The organism is Arthrobacter sp. 10T419, assembly GCF_056394105.1.
Genome location: NZ_JBFTHF010000004.1, coordinates 140,214 through 158,111, shown reverse-complemented (window position 1 = coordinate 158,111; position 17,898 = coordinate 140,214). Strand labels below are relative to the sequence as shown.

Sequence of the window (17,898 nt, the reverse complement as noted above, 5' to 3'; positions counted from 1 at the left end):
TGGAGAACTGGGCGGGAACGCGGCCGCCGACGGGTCCGGGCGGGCCAGGGCGCCCTCGGGGTTTGTCCAGATAGCCCGGTTGCCGGGTGTCGCCGGACCGGTCACGCCCCTGTACTGGCCTGATGGACCTCCTCGACTACCTCGGCCGGGTGGGCGGCGTCGCCCGGACCGGCCAACTCCTGGCTGCCGGCTTTTCCCGAACGGACGTTGCCCGGCTGCCTGACGCCGGCGTGCGCCAGCTGCGGCGGGGCGTATTTGTCCTTCCCGGATGCGCTCCCGAGTTCGTAGCCGCACTCCGGCACAATGCCCGGGTCAGCTGCGCCAGCGCCGCCGGGCACTACGGCCTCTGGTTGCGTGAACCGCCGGACCGGCACCACCTCGCCTGCAACCACGGCCACGGATCCGGCTTCATCAGACACAGGACCGTCAGGTTCGAGGGTCATGCGACACTACCGCTGGCGGCGGTCGAGGACGTGGTCCTGCACGCCATGAGCTGCCTCGCTCCCCCGGCGTCGACGGCGATGGCGACCTCGGCGCTACGGCTGCATGGTGTGCCGCTGGAGTTGCTGAAGGGCGAGCTCCCGGGCAAAAGATCCGGACCGGTGCGCACTGCACTGCATCTCCTGGACCTGCGGGCCGAATCCATTGTCGAGGTCGACGCCCAGCACCTCTTCAAAACCAACGGAATCGGCTACGACGCCCAGGTCTACCTGCCCGGAATTGGCCGGGTGGACTTCCTGCTCGACGGATTCCTCATCGTGGAGGTGGACGGCTTCGCGTTCCATTCCAACCGCGACGCGCTCCGCCGCGACCTGGGCCGGAACAACGCATCGACCCTGCACGGGTTTGCCGTGCTCCGGTACATGCCCGAACACATCTGGTTCGAGCCGCAACGTGTCCTGGCCGAGATCCGGGCCGTGCTGGGCCGGGGCCCGCAGTCTGCCCGCTGACGTTCCAGCCTGCCCGCTGACGTTCCAGCCCAGTTCTTCGACGTCGGACTCCCGCGCTGCAGCGTCGACCCGCGGAATTCCGGGGCTCGCCTCGGCCAGGCACGAGCCGGGGAGCCAACAACCGGGCAGGAACGCAGCCGGCCCAGGCAGCGCGGCCGCCTGGCGGGTCCGGCGGGGCCTGGAGAACCTACCGGCTCGCGGCCGGAACCAGCACCCAGAGCACCTCAACGGGCTCGTCGGTGGGGTTGATCCAGGTGTGCGGCTCGCGGCCGGGGAAGGTCACGGTGTCTCCGGTTGCCAGCTCGAACTCCTCGTTGGTCAGGATGAGCCGGATGCTGCCCTTGACCACATGGAGCACATCGACGTCGCAGTCCACGGCGTACAACTCTGATTCGCCGCGCCCGCGGGGCTCGATCACGGCCTGGATGATCTGCACCCGGCGCTCGGAGCGGGCGGTGAGCAGGCGTTCCACGATCCCTTCGCCGCCGAGCGAGATCCGGGGGCCCTCGCCCTGCTTGGTGAGGTGGGTTTCCGGCGCGGCAAACAGCTCGCCGATCGAGATGGAGAGGACCTGGCACAGCGTCACCAGTGAACTCACGGAGGGCGAGGTGAGATCCCGCTCGACCCTGCTGAGGAAGCCTTTGGTCAAGCCGGTGGCATCGGCGACCTGTTCGATGGTGAGCCGCTGGGACTGCCGGGCGGCACGGATCCTGGAACCGATGGCAACGGGAACGTTGCTCGGTTCTACGGGTAGAGCCTTCATAAGGGAACCTTTCACGGCCGGCCGCGCGGCCCCATCATTGGAGCCAATCCTAGCCGCAGACCGGCACCGGGATGCCCGGAAGGACACGCCGCGGAAAGACCTTGACTGTTACCCCCGTCACAACTTACTGTTTGGCAACAACTGTTGCCTATTGGGCAATGGAGGGAGTCTCACGGGCTGCCCTCCCGCAATCTACCGTCAAGCAGTAACGGACGCCGGCCGCAAGGTTGCGGCCCGGACGCCCTGCGCTGCTTCCGAACAGCTCCAAGGAGCCCCCTTATGGACGCAAGTTTCGTCAACATCGCCATCGTGGTGGTGTACCTCATCGCCATGCTGGCCTTCGGCTGGTGGGGCAAGTCCCGCACAAGGAACAACAGCGACTTTCTGGTGGCAGGTCGCCGGCTCGGGCCTTTCCTGTACACCGGCACCATGGCCGCCGTCGTCCTTGGCGGCGCCTCGACAGTCGGCGGCGTGGGCCTCGGCTACAAGTTCGGTATCTCCGGCATGTGGCTCGTGGTCGCGATCGGCGCCGGGGTGCTGCTGCTCAGCCTGCTCTTCGCCAGCACCATCCAGAAGCTCAAGATCTACACGGTCTCCCAGATGTTGACCCTGCGCTACGGCAGCCGGGCCACCCAGACCTCGGGGATCGTCATGCTCGCCTACACGCTGATGCTCTGCGCCACCTCCACAGGCGCGTACGCCACAATCTTCGTCGTCCTCTTCGGCTGGGACCGGGCGCTGGCCATCGCCATCGGCGGCGCCATCGTCCTGGTCTACTCGACCATCGGCGGCATGTGGTCCATTACCCTGGCCGACCAGGTGCAGTTCGTGATCAAGACGGTCGGCATTTTCCTGCTGATGCTGCCGTTCACACTCAACGCCGCCGGCGGCCTCGACGGCATCCGCAGCCGCGTGGATGCCAGCTTCTTCCAGATTGACGGCATCGGCGTCCAGACGATCATCACCTACTTCGTCGTCTACACCCTCGGCCTGCTGATCGGCCAGGACATCTGGCAGCGCGTGTTCACCGCCAAGACCCCCACGGTCGCGCGCTGGGGCGGCGCGACGGCCGGCGTCTACTGCATCCTCTACGGCGCCGCCGGCGCCCTGATCGGCCTGGGCGCCCGGGTCGCCCTGCCCGACATCGACGTCAAAGCGCTCGGCAAGGACGTGGTCTACGCCGAGGTCGCGACCAACCTGCTGCCGATCGGCATCGGCGGCCTGGTGCTCGCCGCGGCCGTTGCCGCCATGATGTCCACCGCCTCCGGCGCCCTGATCGCCGCCGCAACCGTGGCCCGCGCCGACGTCCTGCCCTTCGTCGCCGGCTGGTTCGGCAAGACCATCAATACCGACGACACGGACAACCCGGAGCACGACGTCAGGGCCAACCGCTTGTGGGTGCTGGGCCTGGGCGTCGTCGCGATCGTGATCGCCATCATCACCAAGGACGTCGTCGCGGCGCTCACCATCGCCTACGACATCCTCGTGGGCGGCCTGCTGGTCGCGATCCTTGGCGGCCTGGTGTGGAAGCGCGGCACCGGGGTGGCTGCGGCTGCATCGATGGCCGTCGGGTCGGTCCTGACCCTCGGCACCATGATCGTGCTGGAGATCAATGCCGAGGTCCCGCTGGACGGCATCTACGCCAACGAACCGATCTACTACGGCCTGCTGGCCTCCGCGGTGGTCTACGTCGCGGTCTCACTGCTGACCAGGCCGACGGATCCCGCGGTGATGAAGAACTGGCACGACCGTGTTGCCGGCGACGCCACGGAGGAACAGGAAAAGGTCCCGGCGCTGAGCCACTAGTCCACGCCTGAACACATGCCCGGCCCGGGAAAGCGGGCCAGGCAGCACCGGCTCCCACAACAACGACGGCGGTGCCTCCCACGCGGAGAGGCACCGCCGTCGTACTGTCCGGATTGTTGCTGAAACAGCCGGTCTGACGCGGGCCGTCTACTCTTCTTCCTCGGCTTCACGGAACTCGTCCGTATCGGCAGGCACTATCGGCTGGTCGTCTCCGAGGAAATCCTCCGCATCGAGCGGGACGTTCCGGTCCGCTTCTTCGAGCAGCTCCTCGTCCACGGTCTCCGCATCGCCGACCGGGGCATCCTCGGCAAAGTCGTAGGCAGGATCAGACTCGACGGAGTCCCTGGCCGGCTGGGCGGCCTGTGGTCCGGTGTTGTCCATGGTGCGACCTCCGTGCGCTCGGGCTGCGGCAGTGGTCTTCAAGCCGCCCGGGCCCTCAGGCTCACGCCCGGAAACGGCCGGACGGGCCTGCCGAAGAACCCGCCCTGACCTTTATTCGAACACCGCCGGCGGTGGGGGTCAAGGGCCGTCCTGCCCGGACGCCGCCGGGCAGTAAGGGTGCTTACTTTACGGCGTACCGAAACTTTCCACTGAGGATTGCCAGCCGAAAATCCGCGGAATTACGGGGTACGCTGGAGTCGCAATGGGGCCGAACCATGCCCCATCAAGCCCAGGAGTTTACGTGTCTCAGCACGCCCCATCTGACCCAAACCATTCTGCCCACAGCCCCGCCGCGGGATCCCCGTCGCGCCCGGCGGCAAGCCTCACGGCAAGTCCCGCCGCCACCTCGGCGGACATCAAGCGCTGGCGGCAGTACCTCGCCGACGAACGCGCCGAGGCATCCGTCTACCGCGACCTCGCACAGAACCGCAGCGGCGAGGAACGCGACATCCTGCTCGCCCTGGCCGAAGCCGAGGGACGCCACGAGGCGCACTGGCTGCAGCTCCTCGGCGAACATGCCGGCCGGCCGCGCCCCGCCTCGCTCCGCAGCCAGTTCCTCGGTTTCCTGGCCCGGCATTTCGGCTCCGTGTTTGTCCTGGCCCTGGCGCAGCGCGCCGAGAGCCGCTCCCCGTATGCGAACGACCCCAACGCCACGCCGGCCATGGTTGCCGACGAGCAGATTCACGAGGAAGTAGTCCGCGGGCTGGCCACACGCGGCCGCAACCGCCTCGCCGGGAGCTTCCGCGCCGCGGTGTTCGGCGCCAACGACGGGCTGGTCAGCAACCTCTCCCTCGTCATGGGCATGGCCGCCTCCGGCGTGGGCAGCTCCGTGGTCCTGCTCAGCGGTGTGGCCGGCCTGCTGGCCGGGGCCCTGTCGATGGGAGCCGGCGAGTTCATCTCCGTGCGTTCCCAGCGTGAGTTGCTGGCCGCCACCCGCCCCACCCAGGTCACGCTCGCGGCTGCGCCGTCGCTGGACATCGAACACAACGAACTCCTGCTCGTCTACCTGGCCCGCGGCATGTCCCGGGAGGCGGCCGAGCACCGCGTCTCCGAGCGCATGGGGCTGCTGGACTGCGACTGCGATCCGAGCCTTTCATTGCGGCCGGAACTTCCCGAGACGGAGGACCAGCACGAGGCCGTGGGCACAGCCTGGAGTGCCGCGGCGTCGAGCTTCTGCTTCTTCGCCTCCGGCGCGATCGTGCCGATCATCCCGTTCCTGTTGGGCATGACCGGGATCGCCGCCCTCGTGGTCTCCGCCGTCCTGGTGGGGATCGCGCTCCTGCTGACCGGCGGCGTGGTCGGCCTGCTCTCCGGCACCTCCCCTGCCAGCCGCGCATTCCGCCAGCTCGCCATCGGCATCGGTGCGGCCGCTGTTACTTATCTTCTGGGCATGGTGTTCGGCGCGGTGGTCGCCTAGTGGACGATCCCGGGTTCCGGGACCGCTCCCCGCGGCACAGCCGCGCCCGCAGTGCCGTCAGGGTGGTCCGGAACCTTGCGGCTGTCATCCTGATCGCCGGAGCGGCCTTCCTGTCGGCCGGGCTGGTGTACGGCGACCCGCGTTTTGTCGGGCTCTTCGAGTTCAACGGCGGAGCCGACGCCAAGCCGGCCAGCGCCCCGGCGAGCCACCCGACGGCCAGTCCGGCGGGCAGGAAAGCCGGAATCCCCGAAGACGAATCGCAAATGGCTGTTCCACCGCCCGGTTACGAGGAGCAGGACCAGCCCCTGGGACAGCCGCAGACGCCGCCGTCCGCCAGTAAGTCCTATAAGTTCCTGGCCACCAACGCCGACGGCGGCCCGGTGGGCTACTCCCCCTGCCGGCCCCTGCACTATGTGGTCAACTCCGCCCTGGCCCCCAGGGGCGCCGGGCCGCTGGTGGAAAACGCGATCAGGACCATCTCCGAGGCGACCGGAATCAAGTTCGTCAACGACGGCCCCACCACGGAGGCCCCGTCCCAGTCCCGCGCGCCGTACCAGAAGGCGAGATACGGCGAGCGCTGGGCTCCCCTGCTGATCGCTTGGACCACCCCGGAGCAGGCGCCGCAACTCAAGGGTGCCGTGATCGGCACCGGCGGCAGCACCCACTTCAGCTTCGGTGACGGCCCCAAGAGCTTCGTCACCGGCAGCCTGGAACTGGACGCGCCGCAGATCACGCAGGACCTGGACCGCGGGGACAGCTCGGCGTATGCCACGGCGGTGATCCTGCATGAGCTGGGCCACGTGATGGGCCTGGAACATGTGGACGACCCCACGCAGCTGATGTACCCCGAGATCGGCGCGCCGGACGGGCTGGCCGCCGGGGACCTGAACGGCCTCTACGAGCTGGGCCACGCCCCCTGCCGCAAGGACCTCTAGGCCCCTGGGCACGCCGGCCCCTTGAGCGCTGCGGGCTCCTAGCGTTCCAGCACCGCGAGGGCTTCGTCGACCGTGTCCACCAGGAAGATCCGGTTTTCCATCCGCCGGCCCGCGGCCAGGCTCTGCAGCAGGGGCCAGGCCGGGAACCTGCGCAGCCAGTGCTCCTCGCCCACCAGCACCATGGGCGTGATGGTCTCCGGGGCGCCGTAGTAGTTTTCGCAGGCGTCCTGGAAGATCTCCTGCACGGTGCCGCCGGATCCGGGCAGGAAGATGATCCCGCCGTTGCACAGCTCGAGCAGGACGGCCTCGCGGATCGCGTTGGCGAAGTACTTGGCGATGTGCGTGGCGAAGAAGTTGGGCGGCTCGTGGCCGTAGAACCAGGTGGGAATCCCCAGCGACGGCGTGCCGTCCGGATGGCGTTCGACGACGGCGGCCGCTGCCCGCGCCCATGCCGACACCGAGGGCCGGAAGCCGGGCACGACGGCGAGCTCAGTCAGCGCCTGCTGGAAATCCGTTTCGTCCGCCGCGCTGAGGTAGGCGCCCAGGTTAGCCGCTTCCATGGTGCCCGGGCCGCCGCCGGTGGCGACCACCCTTCCGTTCCGCGCCAGCAGGCGGCCCAGCAGCGCTGCCTCGGTGAAGCCGGCCGAGCCGCGGCTCGCGGCATGGCCACCCATGACGCCCACCATGGTTCGGCCAAGGCACAGCTCCGACCGGGTCAGCTCTTCGAGCGCATCACCGATCGAGTGGTCATGGAGGGCCGCGGCGAGCGTCGCGTCCAGGCGGTGCCGCTGGCCCGGGCGGATGCTCCACTGGTAGACCCTGGCGTCCAGGGTGTCCTCGTAGCGGGCCTCCGCTATGCCCGCGTAGAGCTCCTGCGGTGTGTAGAGCCGGCCGCGGTAGGGGTTGAACGGGACCTTTTCCAGCTTGGGAAAGATCAGGGCGCCGCGGCCGCGCAGTGAATCTTCCACGCCCTCATCGAAGGTGCAGCCCAGGAAGATGGCACCCTGCGCGTCGAGGGACTCCAGCGGTTCCCGGCGGCCACGCAGGTCCAGCGACTGGACGTGCCAGCCGTGCATGGACCGCGCGCCTGCCGCCACCAGCCGGTCGAAACTGCCGGCGCTTTCGACCTCAAGGGTGCGCGGACTCGGATGCAGGCTGCGGGCGGCGCTCATCCGGCGGCCCTAGTGAAGCTGGTCCGGGGCGGGTCCGGACCCGGCTGCGGCTTCCGAGGTCATGTAGGCGTCGAGCTTGGCCAGGGTCTGCTCGATGCTGGCCGGGTGGCGGCGGGGGTAGCCGGCCAAGCGGAGGAGAATCCTGGCCCGCACTTCCCGCGCGTCCCACTGCTCGGTGACCAGGGTGCCCGGATTTCCGGCGGCGTCGGCGACCGGATTCAGCAGGTAGCGCCAGACGTGGCCGCCGAAGTGCCGCCACGCGATCCGCCGGCCCTCCTCGAACTCACAGACCGTGTTGAGGATCTTGTAGTCCATCTTGATATTCATTTCCATGCCGAACTTCGCGCCGAGCGCCAGCCGTTCGGGACCGCGCGGCTGGGCACCCTTCACTGTGCCCGAGCCGTCGATGACGCTGTGCAGTGCGGGTGTGGCAAGCACTTCGAAGATGGCTTCCGGAGCGGCCACGATGAAGCGGCTGCGGGAGACGAGATATCTGTTGGTCATCCGGCAATCCTAGCCCTGCGTTGCGATGCGGAACCGGTGGTGCAAAATGAGTCATGCAGATTCCACCACGGCCCTCCGGCGGCCGCCCCCGCATCGGCCTTCCGGTCCGGTTCAGCAGCTCCCTAGACCCCGATCCCAGGGTGGGCGAGGCCAACGGACTATTTGACTACATCGTTGAGCTGGTGCGCGAGGGCGGCGGCGAGCCCGTGCCGCTGACCAGCGCCGAGGGACTTGGCGGGCTCGACGGCGTCGTGCTTCCGGGCGGCGGCGACCTGGACCCCCGGCTCTACGGGGAGGAGGACAGCGGAACCTGCTACGACGTCAACCAGGAGCAGGACGAGCTGGATCTCGCGGTGGCCCGGCAGTCCATCGACGCCGGACTGCCGGTGCTGGGCATCTGCCGCGGGCACCAACTCCTGAATGTGCTCTACGGCGGAACCCTCATCCAGGACATGGACCCGGGCACCGTGGCGCACCGCGAGCCGGATCCCTTCCATGGCTCGGGCCCGTGGGCCTGGCACGAGGTCGGGCTCGCCGGAGGCTCGAAGGTGGCCGGGCTGTACGGCAACACCGGACCCGCCACGGGATCCGGCGCTGCAGCCGCAGTCACGGTCAAGATTGCCTCCGGCCACCACCAGGCCGTGGCCCGCGTGGCCGAGGGACTAGTGGTGACGGCGGTGGCCGACGACGGGACGGTGGAGGCCCTGGAAGATCCGAAGCGCTGGGTGGCCTCGGTGCAGTGGCATCCGGAGGCCCTTGAGCTTCCCGCCGAGGAGCGGCAGGCCCCGTTCCGCGCCTTCGTGGAGCTCTGCCGGAGCCGTGCGGCGGCCGCTGGTTAGAGCCGCTGCAGCGCGGCGTCTTCCCGCGCGTCCTTAGTCTCGCTGGCAGCCGGCCCGGCCAGGGCCGCCGCGAGGCGTCCGGCGTCGTGCTTAGCGGAACCCTTGCCGTCGCCCTTCTTGGCAGCAACGGCGGCGAACGCCATCACCACCAGGCCGAGCAGGGTGATTCCGGCGCCCGCCCAGATCGGCGAGGTGTAGCCGAGGCCGGCCGTGATGGTCACGCCGCCCATCCACGCGCCCAGGGCATTGCCGACGTTGAACGCGCCGATGTTGGCGCCGGAGGCCAGGGTGGGCGCACTGTCGGCGTACTTCATGACGCGCATCTGCAGCCCGGGCACGGTGGCGAAGCCGAAGCCGCCCAGCAGCACCATGGAGGCGATGGTCATCGGCTGGTTGGCCGAGGTGAGGGCGAAGACGACGAGCACCAGGACGAGGGCGGCCAGCACCACGAGCAGGGTGCGGTCCACGTTCCGGTCCGCTGCCTTGCCGCCGACGGTGTTGCCGATGAAGAGGCCCACGCCGAAGATGATCAGCAGCCACGGCACGGTGGCCGCCGAGAAGCCGGTGACCTCGGTGAGGGTGAACGCAATGTAGGTGAAGGCGCCGAACATGCCGCCGTAGCCGAGAATGGTCACGAAGATGGACAGCCAGACCTGGCCGGACCGGAAGGCCCGGAGTTCGCCCCGCAGTCCGCCAGCGGCAGCTTCACCCGCCCCGGTCTTCGGCACCAGGGCAAGGATTCCCACGAGGGCCAGTACGCCGATCCCGGTGATGGCCCAGAACGTGGACCGCCAGCCGGCGGCCTGGCCGAGCATGGTGCCAAACGGCACGCCCAGGACGTTGGCCGCCGTCAGCCCGGTGAACATGATGGCGATGGCGCCGGCCTTCTTGTTCGGGGCGACCATGCTGGCGGCCACTACCGCGCCGATCCCGAAGAACGCGCCGTGGGCCAGTGCGGCAATGATCCGGCCGACCATCATCAGGGCGTAGTCCGGCGCGACCGCGGAGACGAGATTGCCCGCGATGAACAGCACCATGAGCACCGCAAGGACAGGTTTGCGTTCGAAGCGCGACACTGCGGCGGTCAGGAGCAGCGCTCCCACCACGACGGCGAGCGCGTAGCCGGAGATCAGCCATCCGGCGGTGGCCTCGGTGACGCGGAAGTCTGCGGCCACTTGAGGCAGCAGGCCCATGATGACGAACTCGGTGAGTCCGATTCCGAACCCGCCGAGGGCGAGTGCTATCAGGCCGATAGGCATGGCTGAGCTCCTTCAAAACTGTACGGGGGATGTGCGAAGCGTAAGCTAGTAGTTGCAGACGCGTTATTTATTGTTGCACACGCAACTATAGCGCGCAAGCAACTACTTTTGTGGGCTGTCCGCACTTCGCCGTTCGGAGCACGGCTGCCCGAGCTGAAAGGGAGCACAACAGATGGGCATCAAAGACGACGCCGTCGAGGTCCGGGCGCAAGGCTGGCGGACCCTCGCGGCGCTGCACGGGCTGATCGAAGCGGAGCTGGAGCGCTCGCTGCAGAGCGAGGCGCAGCTCTCGGTAGTGGAGTACACGGTGCTGGACGCGCTGAGCCGGCAGGACGGCTGGCACATGCGGATGCAGCAGCTTGCCCGGGCCACGGCCCTGAGCCCCAGCGCCACCACCCGGCTGGTCAACCGGCTCGAGGAGCGCGGCCTGCTCACCCGGATCCTGTGCGCGGACGACCGCCGCGGGATCTACACCGAACTCACGCCCAGCGGCGTCGAGCTACTGGAGCAGGCGCGGCCCGTCCACGACCACACGCTGGAGCGCGCCCTGGCCCAGGCGCAGGAGGTTCCTGAGCTCGCCCCGCTGGTGGACGCGCTCCCCCGGTTGCACGCGGCAGTCTGAACCTCTTGCCAGCCCGCAGGGTCAGGGCTAGCCTTAAACAACCAGCAGGTTGATCAACGTATGCATTGAATAATGGCAGTTGAATAACCGGCAGTTGAATAACGGAGCTTGACCACATGGCCGACGACGAACACCTCGACACCGCCTTCCTGGCGCTTGCCGATCCCGTCCGCCGCCGCATCATCGCCCGGCTCAGCCGGGGCCCGGCCACGGTCAACGAATTGGCGGAACCCTTCGCGATCACCAAGCAGGCGGTCTCGAAGCACATCCAGGTCCTCGAGCAGGCGGGGCTCGTCACGCGAACGCGGGACGCCCAGCGCCGGCCCGTCCACCTGAACCCCGCACGGCTGGAGGCGCTCACCGCCTGGATCGACCAGTACCGGCTGGTCCGCGAGGAGCAGTTCCGCAGCCTCGACGCCGTGCTCCGATCCCAGGCCGCCGCGCGCGGCACCCAGGCAAAGGACTCATCATGAGCAACGCCCTGAAACTGACGGTTCCGGAAGGACTGCCCTTCATCGACTTCGAGCGGGAGTTCGACTTTCCCGTGGCGGACGTCTTCCGGGCCCACAAGGAACCGGAACTCGTCGCCCAGTGGCTCGGCCCCCGGCGGATCACCATGGACGTGGACCACTACGACTTCCGCACCGGCGGCAGCTACCGTTACACGCACACGGGGCTCGACGGCGTCGCGCACCGGTTCAGCGGCGTCTTCCACACCGTCCGGGAGAACGACTTCGCGGTCCAGACCTTCGAATACGGCGGCTACCCGGACGTGGTGAGCATCGAGTTCCTCACCTTCCGGGACCTCGGCGGCGGCCGCACCCGGCTGAGTGCGCATGCCGTCTACCCCAGCATGGAAGCCCGTGACGGCATGGCGCAGTCCGGGATGGAAGGTGGCCTGACCGAGGGCTACGAGCGGCTCGAAGAGCTGCTGGCCGGCGCGAAGGTCTGAAGCGCTTCGTCCAGCACCCGGCCGAGGTTCGAGGCGTCGTGCGCAAAGCGCCCCAGGAATAACCCGTCGGCGGACGCCAGCTGCGGCAGCAGCCCGGGTCCGGCGCTGCCGCCGTAAATGATGGGACACGGCGCGCCGAGCCCTTGGCGGATCAGCTGCACCACCGCGTTGACGTACGTGGGCGCGGCGGGCTGGTCCGCCCCGATCGCCCAGACCGGTTCGTAGGCCAGGACCAGACGGGGCGTCAGCGACTCGTCGCCCCCGGTCGCGGCCCGGACCTGGCGCAAACAGAAGGCCGCGGCCTCCTCGGGGCCCAACGTGCCGGGCTCGCCGATGCAGAGCAGCGGCGTGAGCCCGGCGTCGACGGCTGCCCGGACCTTGCGGGCCACGACGTCGTCGTTCTCGCCGAACAGTGCCCGGCGCTCCGCATGGCCGAGCTCCACCAGCGAGACGCCGAGTTCGGCCAGCATGCCCGGGCTGACCTCCCCGGTCAGCGCCCCGTCCCCCCAGGCGCAGTTCTGTGCGCCAAGGAGCGCCGGCGAGCCGGCCAGGATTTTCCCGGCCTCGGCCAGGACCGGGAAGGACGGGATGACGAACACCCGGACGTCCCGGCCCGCGGCCAGGGCGGGCCGGGCGTCCACCACGGCGCGCACCTCCGAGAGCCAGCGCAGGCTTTCCTGATAACCCAGGTACATCTTGGTGCTGACACCGATGTACAGGGGGTCGACGGCGGCGCTGGTGCCGGAGGTGCGGCTCATGGGTCTCCTTTAGCTGGGGCTGGGCGGCCGGACCGGATCTAGTCCAGCAGCTCGTCCGCCTTGTTGCTGAACCGCCGGGTGGCGAACATCATCGCCGCCGCCACGAAGGGCAGCACACCCAGGGCGTAGACGCCCATCGAACCCGTGGGCGAATGCGTGGCCTCGTTCACCGCCGTCCGCAGGATCGGGGCGACGAAGCCGCCCAGGTTGCCCAGCGAGTTGATCAGGCCGATGCCCGCCGCCGCGGCGGAGCCGGCGAGGAACGCCGTCGGGTAGGACCACACCACCGGGCCGACCGCGAGGAAGCTGCAGACCGCCAGGGTAATGAAGATCATGCCCAGCACCGGCTGGTGGTTGGTGCCGGCCCAGGCCGAGCCGAAGATGCACAGGCCGGTCGAGATGAACAGCGCGGTGCCGAACTTGCGCCGTTTGGCCACCGTGTTGGCGGCCTTGCCGATGAAGTAGCAGGAGAAGATGCCGAAGAACCAGGGCACGGCGATCAGCAGGCCGACGGCGAGGCCCACCTTCTGCCCGGTCAGGGACGAGACCTGCTGCGGCAGGAAGAACGTCACGCCGTAGACCGCGATCTGCAGGCAGAAGTAGATCGCGGTGAAGTACCAGACCCGGCCGTTGCGCATGGCCGCGAGGATGCCGCGGGGGCCGTGCTCGTCCTTGATGTTGTCCTCCAGCGCCATGACTTCCTTGAGCGCGAATTTCTCCTCGCTGCTGAGGAACTTAGCCTTGGCCGGACCGTTGATCAGGAAGAAGAAGGCTGCGATGCCGGCCAGGACGGCTAGCAGGCCCTCGACAAAGAACATGACCTGCCAGCCGCGCAGTCCCGGAACCTGGTCACCGATGTTGATCAGCCAGCCGGAGAGCGGGTTGCCGATCATCTGGGAGAACGGCTGGGCCAGGTAGAAGATAGCGAACATCTGCACGCGCACCTTGTTAGGGAACCATTCGGCGAGGTACATGATCACGCCCGGGAAGAGCCCGGCCTCGGTGACACCGAGCAGGAAGCGCAGGACCACAAACGAGGTCTCGCCCTGCACGAAGGCGAAGCAGGCCGAGACAATGCCCCAGGTGATCGCGATCCGGGCCAGCCAGATCTTGGCGCCCACCTTCTTGAGCAGCAGGTTGCTGGGAATCTCGAAGATCGCGTAGCCGATGAAGAAGATGCCGGCACCAAGGGCGAAGGCCGCAGCGGACACGCCCTTGTCCGCACCCAGGGCGGCCTCGGCGAAGCCGACATTGGTCCGGTCCAGGAACGAAACGACGTACAGAATGACCAGCATCGGCATGAGCCGGCGGGCCGCCTTGGAGATCGCGGACTTCAGGACCGGACGGGCCAGAAGCTCCTTGGATGTAGCGGTGGTTACGGACACAGCACTCTCCTTCGAGTGATGAGGTGGGGTGGTTCCCCCGCGGGCCGGCGGCCCGCGGTTTCTGCTGGCTTCCGCGGTCGGGAGCCGTCAGTGCATGTACAGGCCGCCGTCGACGTTGAGCGTCTGCCCGGAGATGTAGCCTGCGTCCTCGCCGATCAGGAAGTGGATCGCGGCCGCAATGTCGCGGGTGCTGCCCACGCGGTTCACCACCAGGTCCTTGACGAGCTCATCCTTGCGTTCCTCGCTGAGCGTCCCGCCCATGATGTCGGTATCGATCGGACCGGGTGAGATGGCGTTGACGGTGATGTCGTACTCGCCCAGTTCGCGGGCGGTGGCACGGGTTAGACCGATGACGCCGGCCTTCGCCACGGAGTACGGGGTCTTGCTGAAGGTTCCGCCGCCGCGCTGGGCGGAGACGGAGGAGATGTTGACGATCCTGCCGAGCCGGTGCTTTACCATCGATTCGGCCGCCCGGCGGGTGGCGTAGTGCACGCCGTTCATGTTGATGTTGAGCACCCGGTCCCACTCGGCGGCGTCGAGTTCCAGGTACGGCACCGGAGAGCTCACCCCGGCGACGTTGGCCAGGGCTACGAGCTGCGGCAGTTCGGCCTCGATCTCGTCGATCGCGGCGCGGACCGAGGCCTCGTCACCGATATTTGCGCCGGCGCCGTGGGCTTGCACGCCGTGCTTTTCGGCCAGTTCCTTGGCCAGGGCCTTACTGGCGGCGTCGTCCAGGTCGATCACGCCGATGTTCCAGCCGCGTTCGGCGAGGTAGTCCGCCGTGGCCCGGCCGATGCCGCGCTCTGAGACGGCTCCGGTCACGATCACGGTGCGGTCTGTGGGGAATGAGGTCATGGAGGTTTCCTTGGGAGGTTAGGGTGAGGGGGTCGTCAGGCGAGGGGCGCGGGGCCCAGTTCCTCGATGAGCTTCTGCATGGCGACGTAGGCCTTGTTCCGGTAGGCCACCAGGGCGGCGGTCCGGTCGGCGGGGACGTTGAGGAAGCCGGAGCCGGTCTTGGTTCCGAGCTGGCCGGCGTCGACTTTTTCCTGGAGAATCTGCGGCGTGGCAAACCGCTCCGGGAAGCCGGTCTGCAGTGACTTGTAGCAGAAGGCGTACACGTCGAGCCCGGCCATGTCCGCGATCGCGAACGGCCCGAAGAACGGCAGCCGGAAGCCGAAGGTGGTGCGGACCATGGTGTCCACATCCTCGGCCGTGGCGATGCCTTCCTCCACAACCTGCGCGGCCTCGTGGAAGAGGGCGTACTGCAGCCGGTTGAGCACGAAGCCGGTGACATCCTTGACGGTCGCGGTTTCCTTGCCGGTCTCCGCCACGATCGCGCGTGCGGCTTCCACGGCGGCCTCGGAGGTACCCGCGTGCGGGATGACTTCCACGCCCGGGATGAACGGCGCCGGGTTGGAGAAGTGGACGCCCAGGAAGCGCTCCGGGTTCACCACGACTTCGGCGAGCTTCGCGATGGAGATGGTGGAGGTGTTGGAGCCGATGATGGCGTCCGGCCGGGCGGCGGCACTGATCCGGCCCAGGGTGCCGTGCTTGATCTCCAGGACCTCGGGTACGGCTTCTTCGATGTATTCGGCGTCCGCGACGGCCTCTTCGATGTCCTTCGCGGCCCAGAGGTTTTCCTTCAACCGTTCGGTGGAGCCGGCCGGGAACAGGCCGGCCGCGACGAACTCGTCGGATTCCTTGAGCAGCCGCTCGTAGTTGCTCTGGGCGATCTCGGCGGAGACGTCGGCGAGGGCAACGCGGGCTCCCGCGAGGGCCAGTACCTGCGCGATTCCGCCGCCCATGTAGCCGGAACCGACGACGGCGATGTTACGAGGGGTCATGTGGTTTCAATTCCTTCCGGGGCTCCTTCATAGGAGTGGATTGCGTCCACCTTGGCCGCGGATGCGGAGGTGTCGTCGAAGCGGTGGCCCAGCCATTCGCCGACGAGTTTCTTCGCCAGTTCCAGGCCGATGACGCGCTGGCCCATGGTCAGCACCTGGGCGTTGTTGGACAGCACGGAGCGTTCCACGGAGTAGCTGTCGTGTGCGGTGACGGCACGGATGCCGGGGACTTTGTTGGCCGAGATGGCCACGCCCAGTCCGGTGCCGCAGATCAGCAGGGCCCGGTCGGCCTCGCCAGCGGCGACCTTGCGGGCCGCGGCGACGGCCAGGTGCGGGTAGGCGGTGCTGTCGTCCGGTCCGACGCCGACGTCCTCCACGGACGCGACCCGGGGGTCCGCCTCGAGCAGTTCGCGCAGGGCGTTCTTGTATTCGACGCCGGCCTCGTCGTTGCCGACGACAATCCGCCAGCCGGGCTGGGGGTCGGTGGTGCTGTGACTCTGTGTCTCGTGTGACAAGGGATTTCTCCTTCAGCTGCGTTCGATGGAGGCTGCGTAGTCGGCCACCCGGCCGGCGATCAGGCCAAATGACACGGCCCCGGGGTCGGGGTGGCCCAGGCTCTTCTCGGCCAACGGCCTGGCCCGGCCCTTCTTGGGGCTGAGCGACGCCGTGGCTTCGGCGGCCTGGGCGGCCGCGTCGGCCGCGGTCCGCAGGCTGCGGGCCACGCCGTCGCCGTCGTCGATTGCCCGGTTGAAAACGTCAGCGAAGGGAAGCAGCGCGTCCACCATCGTTTTGTCTCCCGCTTCGGCTTTGCCGAGGGTGATGATGGCGTCCCGGAGGGCGTCGACAGCGGCGGCCGCGTCCGCCGGAGTGTAGGCGTCCTTGCTGCCGAGGGCCCGGCCGACGGCGGTGACCGCGGCGCCCCAGAGCGCTCCGGAGGTGCCCCCGGCGCGTTCGGCCCACTGTTCGCCGGCCGCCGTGAGGAGTTCCTCCAGTCCGGCGCCGGCCGCGTGCGACTGTTCGGCCGCGGCGACGGCGGCGTCCACGCCGCGGCGCATGCCGATGCCGTGGTCGCCGTCGCCGGCGATCGCGTCGAGTTTGCCGAGGGCTTCCTCGTGTTCGACGACGACCGACTGGGCCACCTTGAGCACGCCGACGGCGGTGGCGGCCAGCGAGGTCGACGCCGCCGTGGCAGCCAGCGCGGGCGCTGCTGCGGCGTCGTCCTGCGCGGAGAGGGTCCGGGCCCGGCGCGGAGCCCGGTTGCCCTTGCGGAAGGCGGGGGTGTCGGCCGGTGCGGACCAGAACTTTTCCAGCTCCGCATCCAGCCAGAACAGCGTCAACGAAAGTCCGGACATGTCCAGGCTGGTGACGAGCTCGCCGCATTCCGGTTCAACGATCTCAAGTCCCGCGGCGGTCAACAGGGCCTCGATCTTCCCGAACAGGAGGAACAGCTCGTCGTATTTGACCGTGCCGAGGCCGTTGAGGATCGGCACCACGCGGCGGCCCGCGGTTTCCGGCTTGTCCTTGAGCAGTCCGTCCACCAGCAGTGCTGCCAGTTCGCTGGCCGTCGGCAACGGCTGTTCGGAGATCCCGGGTTCGCCGTGGATGCCGAGGCCCACGGACATCATGCCCTCTGGCACCGTGAACAGCGGTTCCGCGGCGCCTGGAAGGGTGCAGCCGGCGAAGGCGACGCCCAGCGAGCGCGTGTGGTGGTTGGCCTTGACTGCCAGCCGTTCCACCTCGTCCAGGTCCAGCCCGGCCTCGGCGGCGGCCCCGGCAACCTTGAAGACCGTCAGGTCCCCGGCAATACCGCGGCGTTTGGCGATCTCCTCGAGCGGGGCGCTGGCAATGTCGTCGGTCACCAGGACGGTGCGGGTCTCGATGCCCTCTGCGTTCAGCTTGTCCTGCGCCTGGCCGAAGTGCAGCACGTCCCCGGCGTAGTTGCCGTAGCTCAGGAGCACACCGCCTCCGGACTCCGCGGCCTTGACCACGCGGTAGACCTGGCCCGCGGATGGCGAGGCGAACATGTTTCCGCAGGCGCTGCCCGCGGCCAGCCCGGCGCCGACGAGGCCGGCGAAGGCCGGGTAGTGCCCGGATCCCCCGCCGATCACGAGCGCGACCTGGCCGGCCGGCGTCTCGGTGGAGCGGACAACACCGCCATCCACCCGTGCCACGTACCGGCGGTGGACGGCGGCAAAGCCGTCCAGGGCGTCGTCCGCGAAGCTTGCGGGATCGTCAAATATCTTGGTCATGA

19 protein-coding genes are annotated in these 17,898 nt (G+C 68.6%); 8 read left to right on the top strand and 11 right to left on the bottom strand.

The window, feature by feature from the left end:
• The first annotated feature begins 122 nt into the window (after nucleotides 1–122).
• Nucleotides 123–950 carry a DUF559 domain-containing protein gene (locus tag AC1DBD_RS09615; RefSeq protein ID WP_476981966.1) on the top strand — a complete coding sequence of 276 codons (828 nt, stop codon included), beginning with the start codon at nucleotides 123–125 and terminating at the stop codon, nucleotides 948–950.
• A gap of 187 nt (nucleotides 951–1,137) precedes the next feature.
• On the opposite strand, the gene AC1DBD_RS09610 is transcribed toward AC1DBD_RS09615, so the two are convergent.
• Nucleotides 1,138–1,713, bottom strand: a complete 576-nt coding sequence (locus tag AC1DBD_RS09610) for a helix-turn-helix domain-containing protein (RefSeq protein WP_476981965.1) — start codon at nucleotides 1,711–1,713, stop codon at nucleotides 1,138–1,140.
• Nucleotides 1,714–1,992: 279 nt separating this feature from the next.
• Here AC1DBD_RS09610 and AC1DBD_RS09605 point away from each other — a divergent pair, with 279 nt between their 5' ends.
• Complete coding sequence (locus AC1DBD_RS09605) at nucleotides 1,993–3,519, top strand: sodium:solute symporter family protein (RefSeq protein ID WP_441418313.1); 1,527 nt, start codon at nucleotides 1,993–1,995, stop codon at nucleotides 3,517–3,519.
• 147 nt (nucleotides 3,520–3,666) lie between these two features.
• On the opposite strand, the gene AC1DBD_RS09600 is transcribed toward AC1DBD_RS09605, so the two are convergent.
• On the bottom strand, nucleotides 3,667–3,900 hold the full coding sequence (locus tag AC1DBD_RS09600) for a hypothetical protein (RefSeq protein ID WP_441418312.1): 234 nt from the start codon (nucleotides 3,898–3,900) through the stop codon (nucleotides 3,667–3,669).
• Nucleotides 3,901–4,201: 301 nt separating this feature from the next.
• On the opposite strand from AC1DBD_RS09600, the gene AC1DBD_RS09595 reads away from it, so the two are divergent.
• Nucleotides 4,202–5,377, top strand: coding sequence for a VIT1/CCC1 transporter family protein (locus AC1DBD_RS09595; RefSeq protein WP_476981964.1), 1,176 nt, complete (start codon nucleotides 4,202–4,204; stop codon nucleotides 5,375–5,377).
• Nucleotides 5,377–6,312 (top strand): matrixin family metalloprotease, encoded by a 936-nt coding sequence (locus AC1DBD_RS09590; protein ID WP_476909136.1) that lies wholly within the window; start codon nucleotides 5,377–5,379, stop codon nucleotides 6,310–6,312. Before AC1DBD_RS09595 ends, AC1DBD_RS09590 begins: the two co-directional genes overlap by 1 nt.
• Nucleotides 6,313–6,350: 38 nt before the next feature.
• On the opposite strand, the gene AC1DBD_RS09585 is transcribed toward AC1DBD_RS09590, so the two are convergent.
• Together AC1DBD_RS09585 and AC1DBD_RS09580 are read right to left on the bottom strand one after the other, a co-directional pair.
• Nucleotides 6,351–7,484, bottom strand: a complete 1,134-nt coding sequence (locus tag AC1DBD_RS09585; RefSeq protein WP_441418309.1) for an LOG family protein — start codon at nucleotides 7,482–7,484, stop codon at nucleotides 6,351–6,353.
• Nucleotides 7,485–7,493: 9 nt separating this feature from the next.
• Entirely contained in the window at nucleotides 7,494–7,988 is a 495-nt protein-coding gene (locus tag AC1DBD_RS09580) for an SRPBCC family protein (RefSeq protein ID WP_476981963.1), read from the bottom strand.
• Nucleotides 7,989–8,041: 53 nt separating this feature from the next.
• Between AC1DBD_RS09580 and AC1DBD_RS09575 the strand changes: the two genes are divergently transcribed.
• On the top strand, nucleotides 8,042–8,827 hold the full coding sequence (locus tag AC1DBD_RS09575; RefSeq protein WP_476981962.1) for a gamma-glutamyl-gamma-aminobutyrate hydrolase family protein: 786 nt from the start codon (nucleotides 8,042–8,044) through the stop codon (nucleotides 8,825–8,827).
• Here the strand turns inward: AC1DBD_RS09575 and AC1DBD_RS09570 are convergent.
• Nucleotides 8,824–10,086, bottom strand: a complete 1,263-nt coding sequence (locus AC1DBD_RS09570; RefSeq protein ID WP_476981961.1) for an MFS transporter — start codon at nucleotides 10,084–10,086, stop codon at nucleotides 8,824–8,826. The two genes, AC1DBD_RS09575 and AC1DBD_RS09570, sit on opposite strands and share 4 nt — an antisense overlap.
• A 172-nt stretch (nucleotides 10,087–10,258) precedes the next feature.
• Here AC1DBD_RS09570 and AC1DBD_RS09565 point away from each other — a divergent pair, with 172 nt between their 5' ends.
• From AC1DBD_RS09565 to AC1DBD_RS09555, 3 genes are all read left to right on the top strand, one after another.
• On the top strand, nucleotides 10,259–10,708 hold the full coding sequence (locus AC1DBD_RS09565; protein ID WP_441418305.1) for a MarR family winged helix-turn-helix transcriptional regulator: 450 nt from the start codon (nucleotides 10,259–10,261) through the stop codon (nucleotides 10,706–10,708).
• Nucleotides 10,709–10,824: 116 nt separating this feature from the next.
• Entirely contained in the window at nucleotides 10,825–11,181 is a 357-nt protein-coding gene (locus AC1DBD_RS09560; protein ID WP_441418304.1) for an ArsR/SmtB family transcription factor, read from the top strand.
• On the top strand, nucleotides 11,178–11,660 hold the full coding sequence (locus AC1DBD_RS09555; protein ID WP_476909132.1) for an SRPBCC family protein: 483 nt from the start codon (nucleotides 11,178–11,180) through the stop codon (nucleotides 11,658–11,660). The genes AC1DBD_RS09560 and AC1DBD_RS09555 overlap by 4 nt, the downstream gene beginning before the upstream one ends.
• Here AC1DBD_RS09555 and AC1DBD_RS09550 read toward each other — a convergent pair.
• From AC1DBD_RS09550 to dhaL, 6 genes are all read right to left on the bottom strand, one after another.
• Nucleotides 11,618–12,418 carry a triose-phosphate isomerase family protein gene (locus tag AC1DBD_RS09550; RefSeq protein ID WP_441418302.1) on the bottom strand — a complete coding sequence of 267 codons (801 nt, stop codon included), beginning with the start codon at nucleotides 12,416–12,418 and terminating at the stop codon, nucleotides 11,618–11,620. The genes AC1DBD_RS09555 and AC1DBD_RS09550 overlap by 43 nt on opposite strands.
• A gap of 38 nt (nucleotides 12,419–12,456) precedes the next feature.
• Nucleotides 12,457–13,803 (bottom strand): MFS transporter, encoded by a 1,347-nt coding sequence (locus tag AC1DBD_RS09545; RefSeq protein ID WP_441418301.1) that lies wholly within the window; start codon nucleotides 13,801–13,803, stop codon nucleotides 12,457–12,459.
• Between the two features lie 87 nt (nucleotides 13,804–13,890).
• Nucleotides 13,891–14,658: an SDR family NAD(P)-dependent oxidoreductase gene (locus tag AC1DBD_RS09540; RefSeq protein ID WP_441418300.1), complete on the bottom strand. Its 768-nt coding sequence runs from the start codon at nucleotides 14,656–14,658 to the stop codon at nucleotides 13,891–13,893.
• A gap of 35 nt (nucleotides 14,659–14,693) precedes the next feature.
• Nucleotides 14,694–15,647: a 3-hydroxyacyl-CoA dehydrogenase family protein gene (locus AC1DBD_RS09535; protein WP_441418299.1), complete on the bottom strand. Its 954-nt coding sequence runs from the start codon at nucleotides 15,645–15,647 to the stop codon at nucleotides 14,694–14,696.
• Complete coding sequence (locus AC1DBD_RS09530) at nucleotides 15,644–16,162, bottom strand: ribose-5-phosphate isomerase (protein ID WP_476893120.1); 519 nt, start codon at nucleotides 16,160–16,162, stop codon at nucleotides 15,644–15,646. Before AC1DBD_RS09530 ends, AC1DBD_RS09535 begins: the two co-directional genes overlap by 4 nt.
• 12 nt (nucleotides 16,163–16,174) lie before the next feature.
• Nucleotides 16,175–17,896: a dihydroxyacetone kinase subunit DhaL gene (dhaL, locus tag AC1DBD_RS09525; protein WP_476981960.1), complete on the bottom strand. Its 1,722-nt coding sequence runs from the start codon at nucleotides 17,894–17,896 to the stop codon at nucleotides 16,175–16,177.
• Between the last annotated feature and the right edge of the window lie 2 nt (nucleotides 17,897–17,898).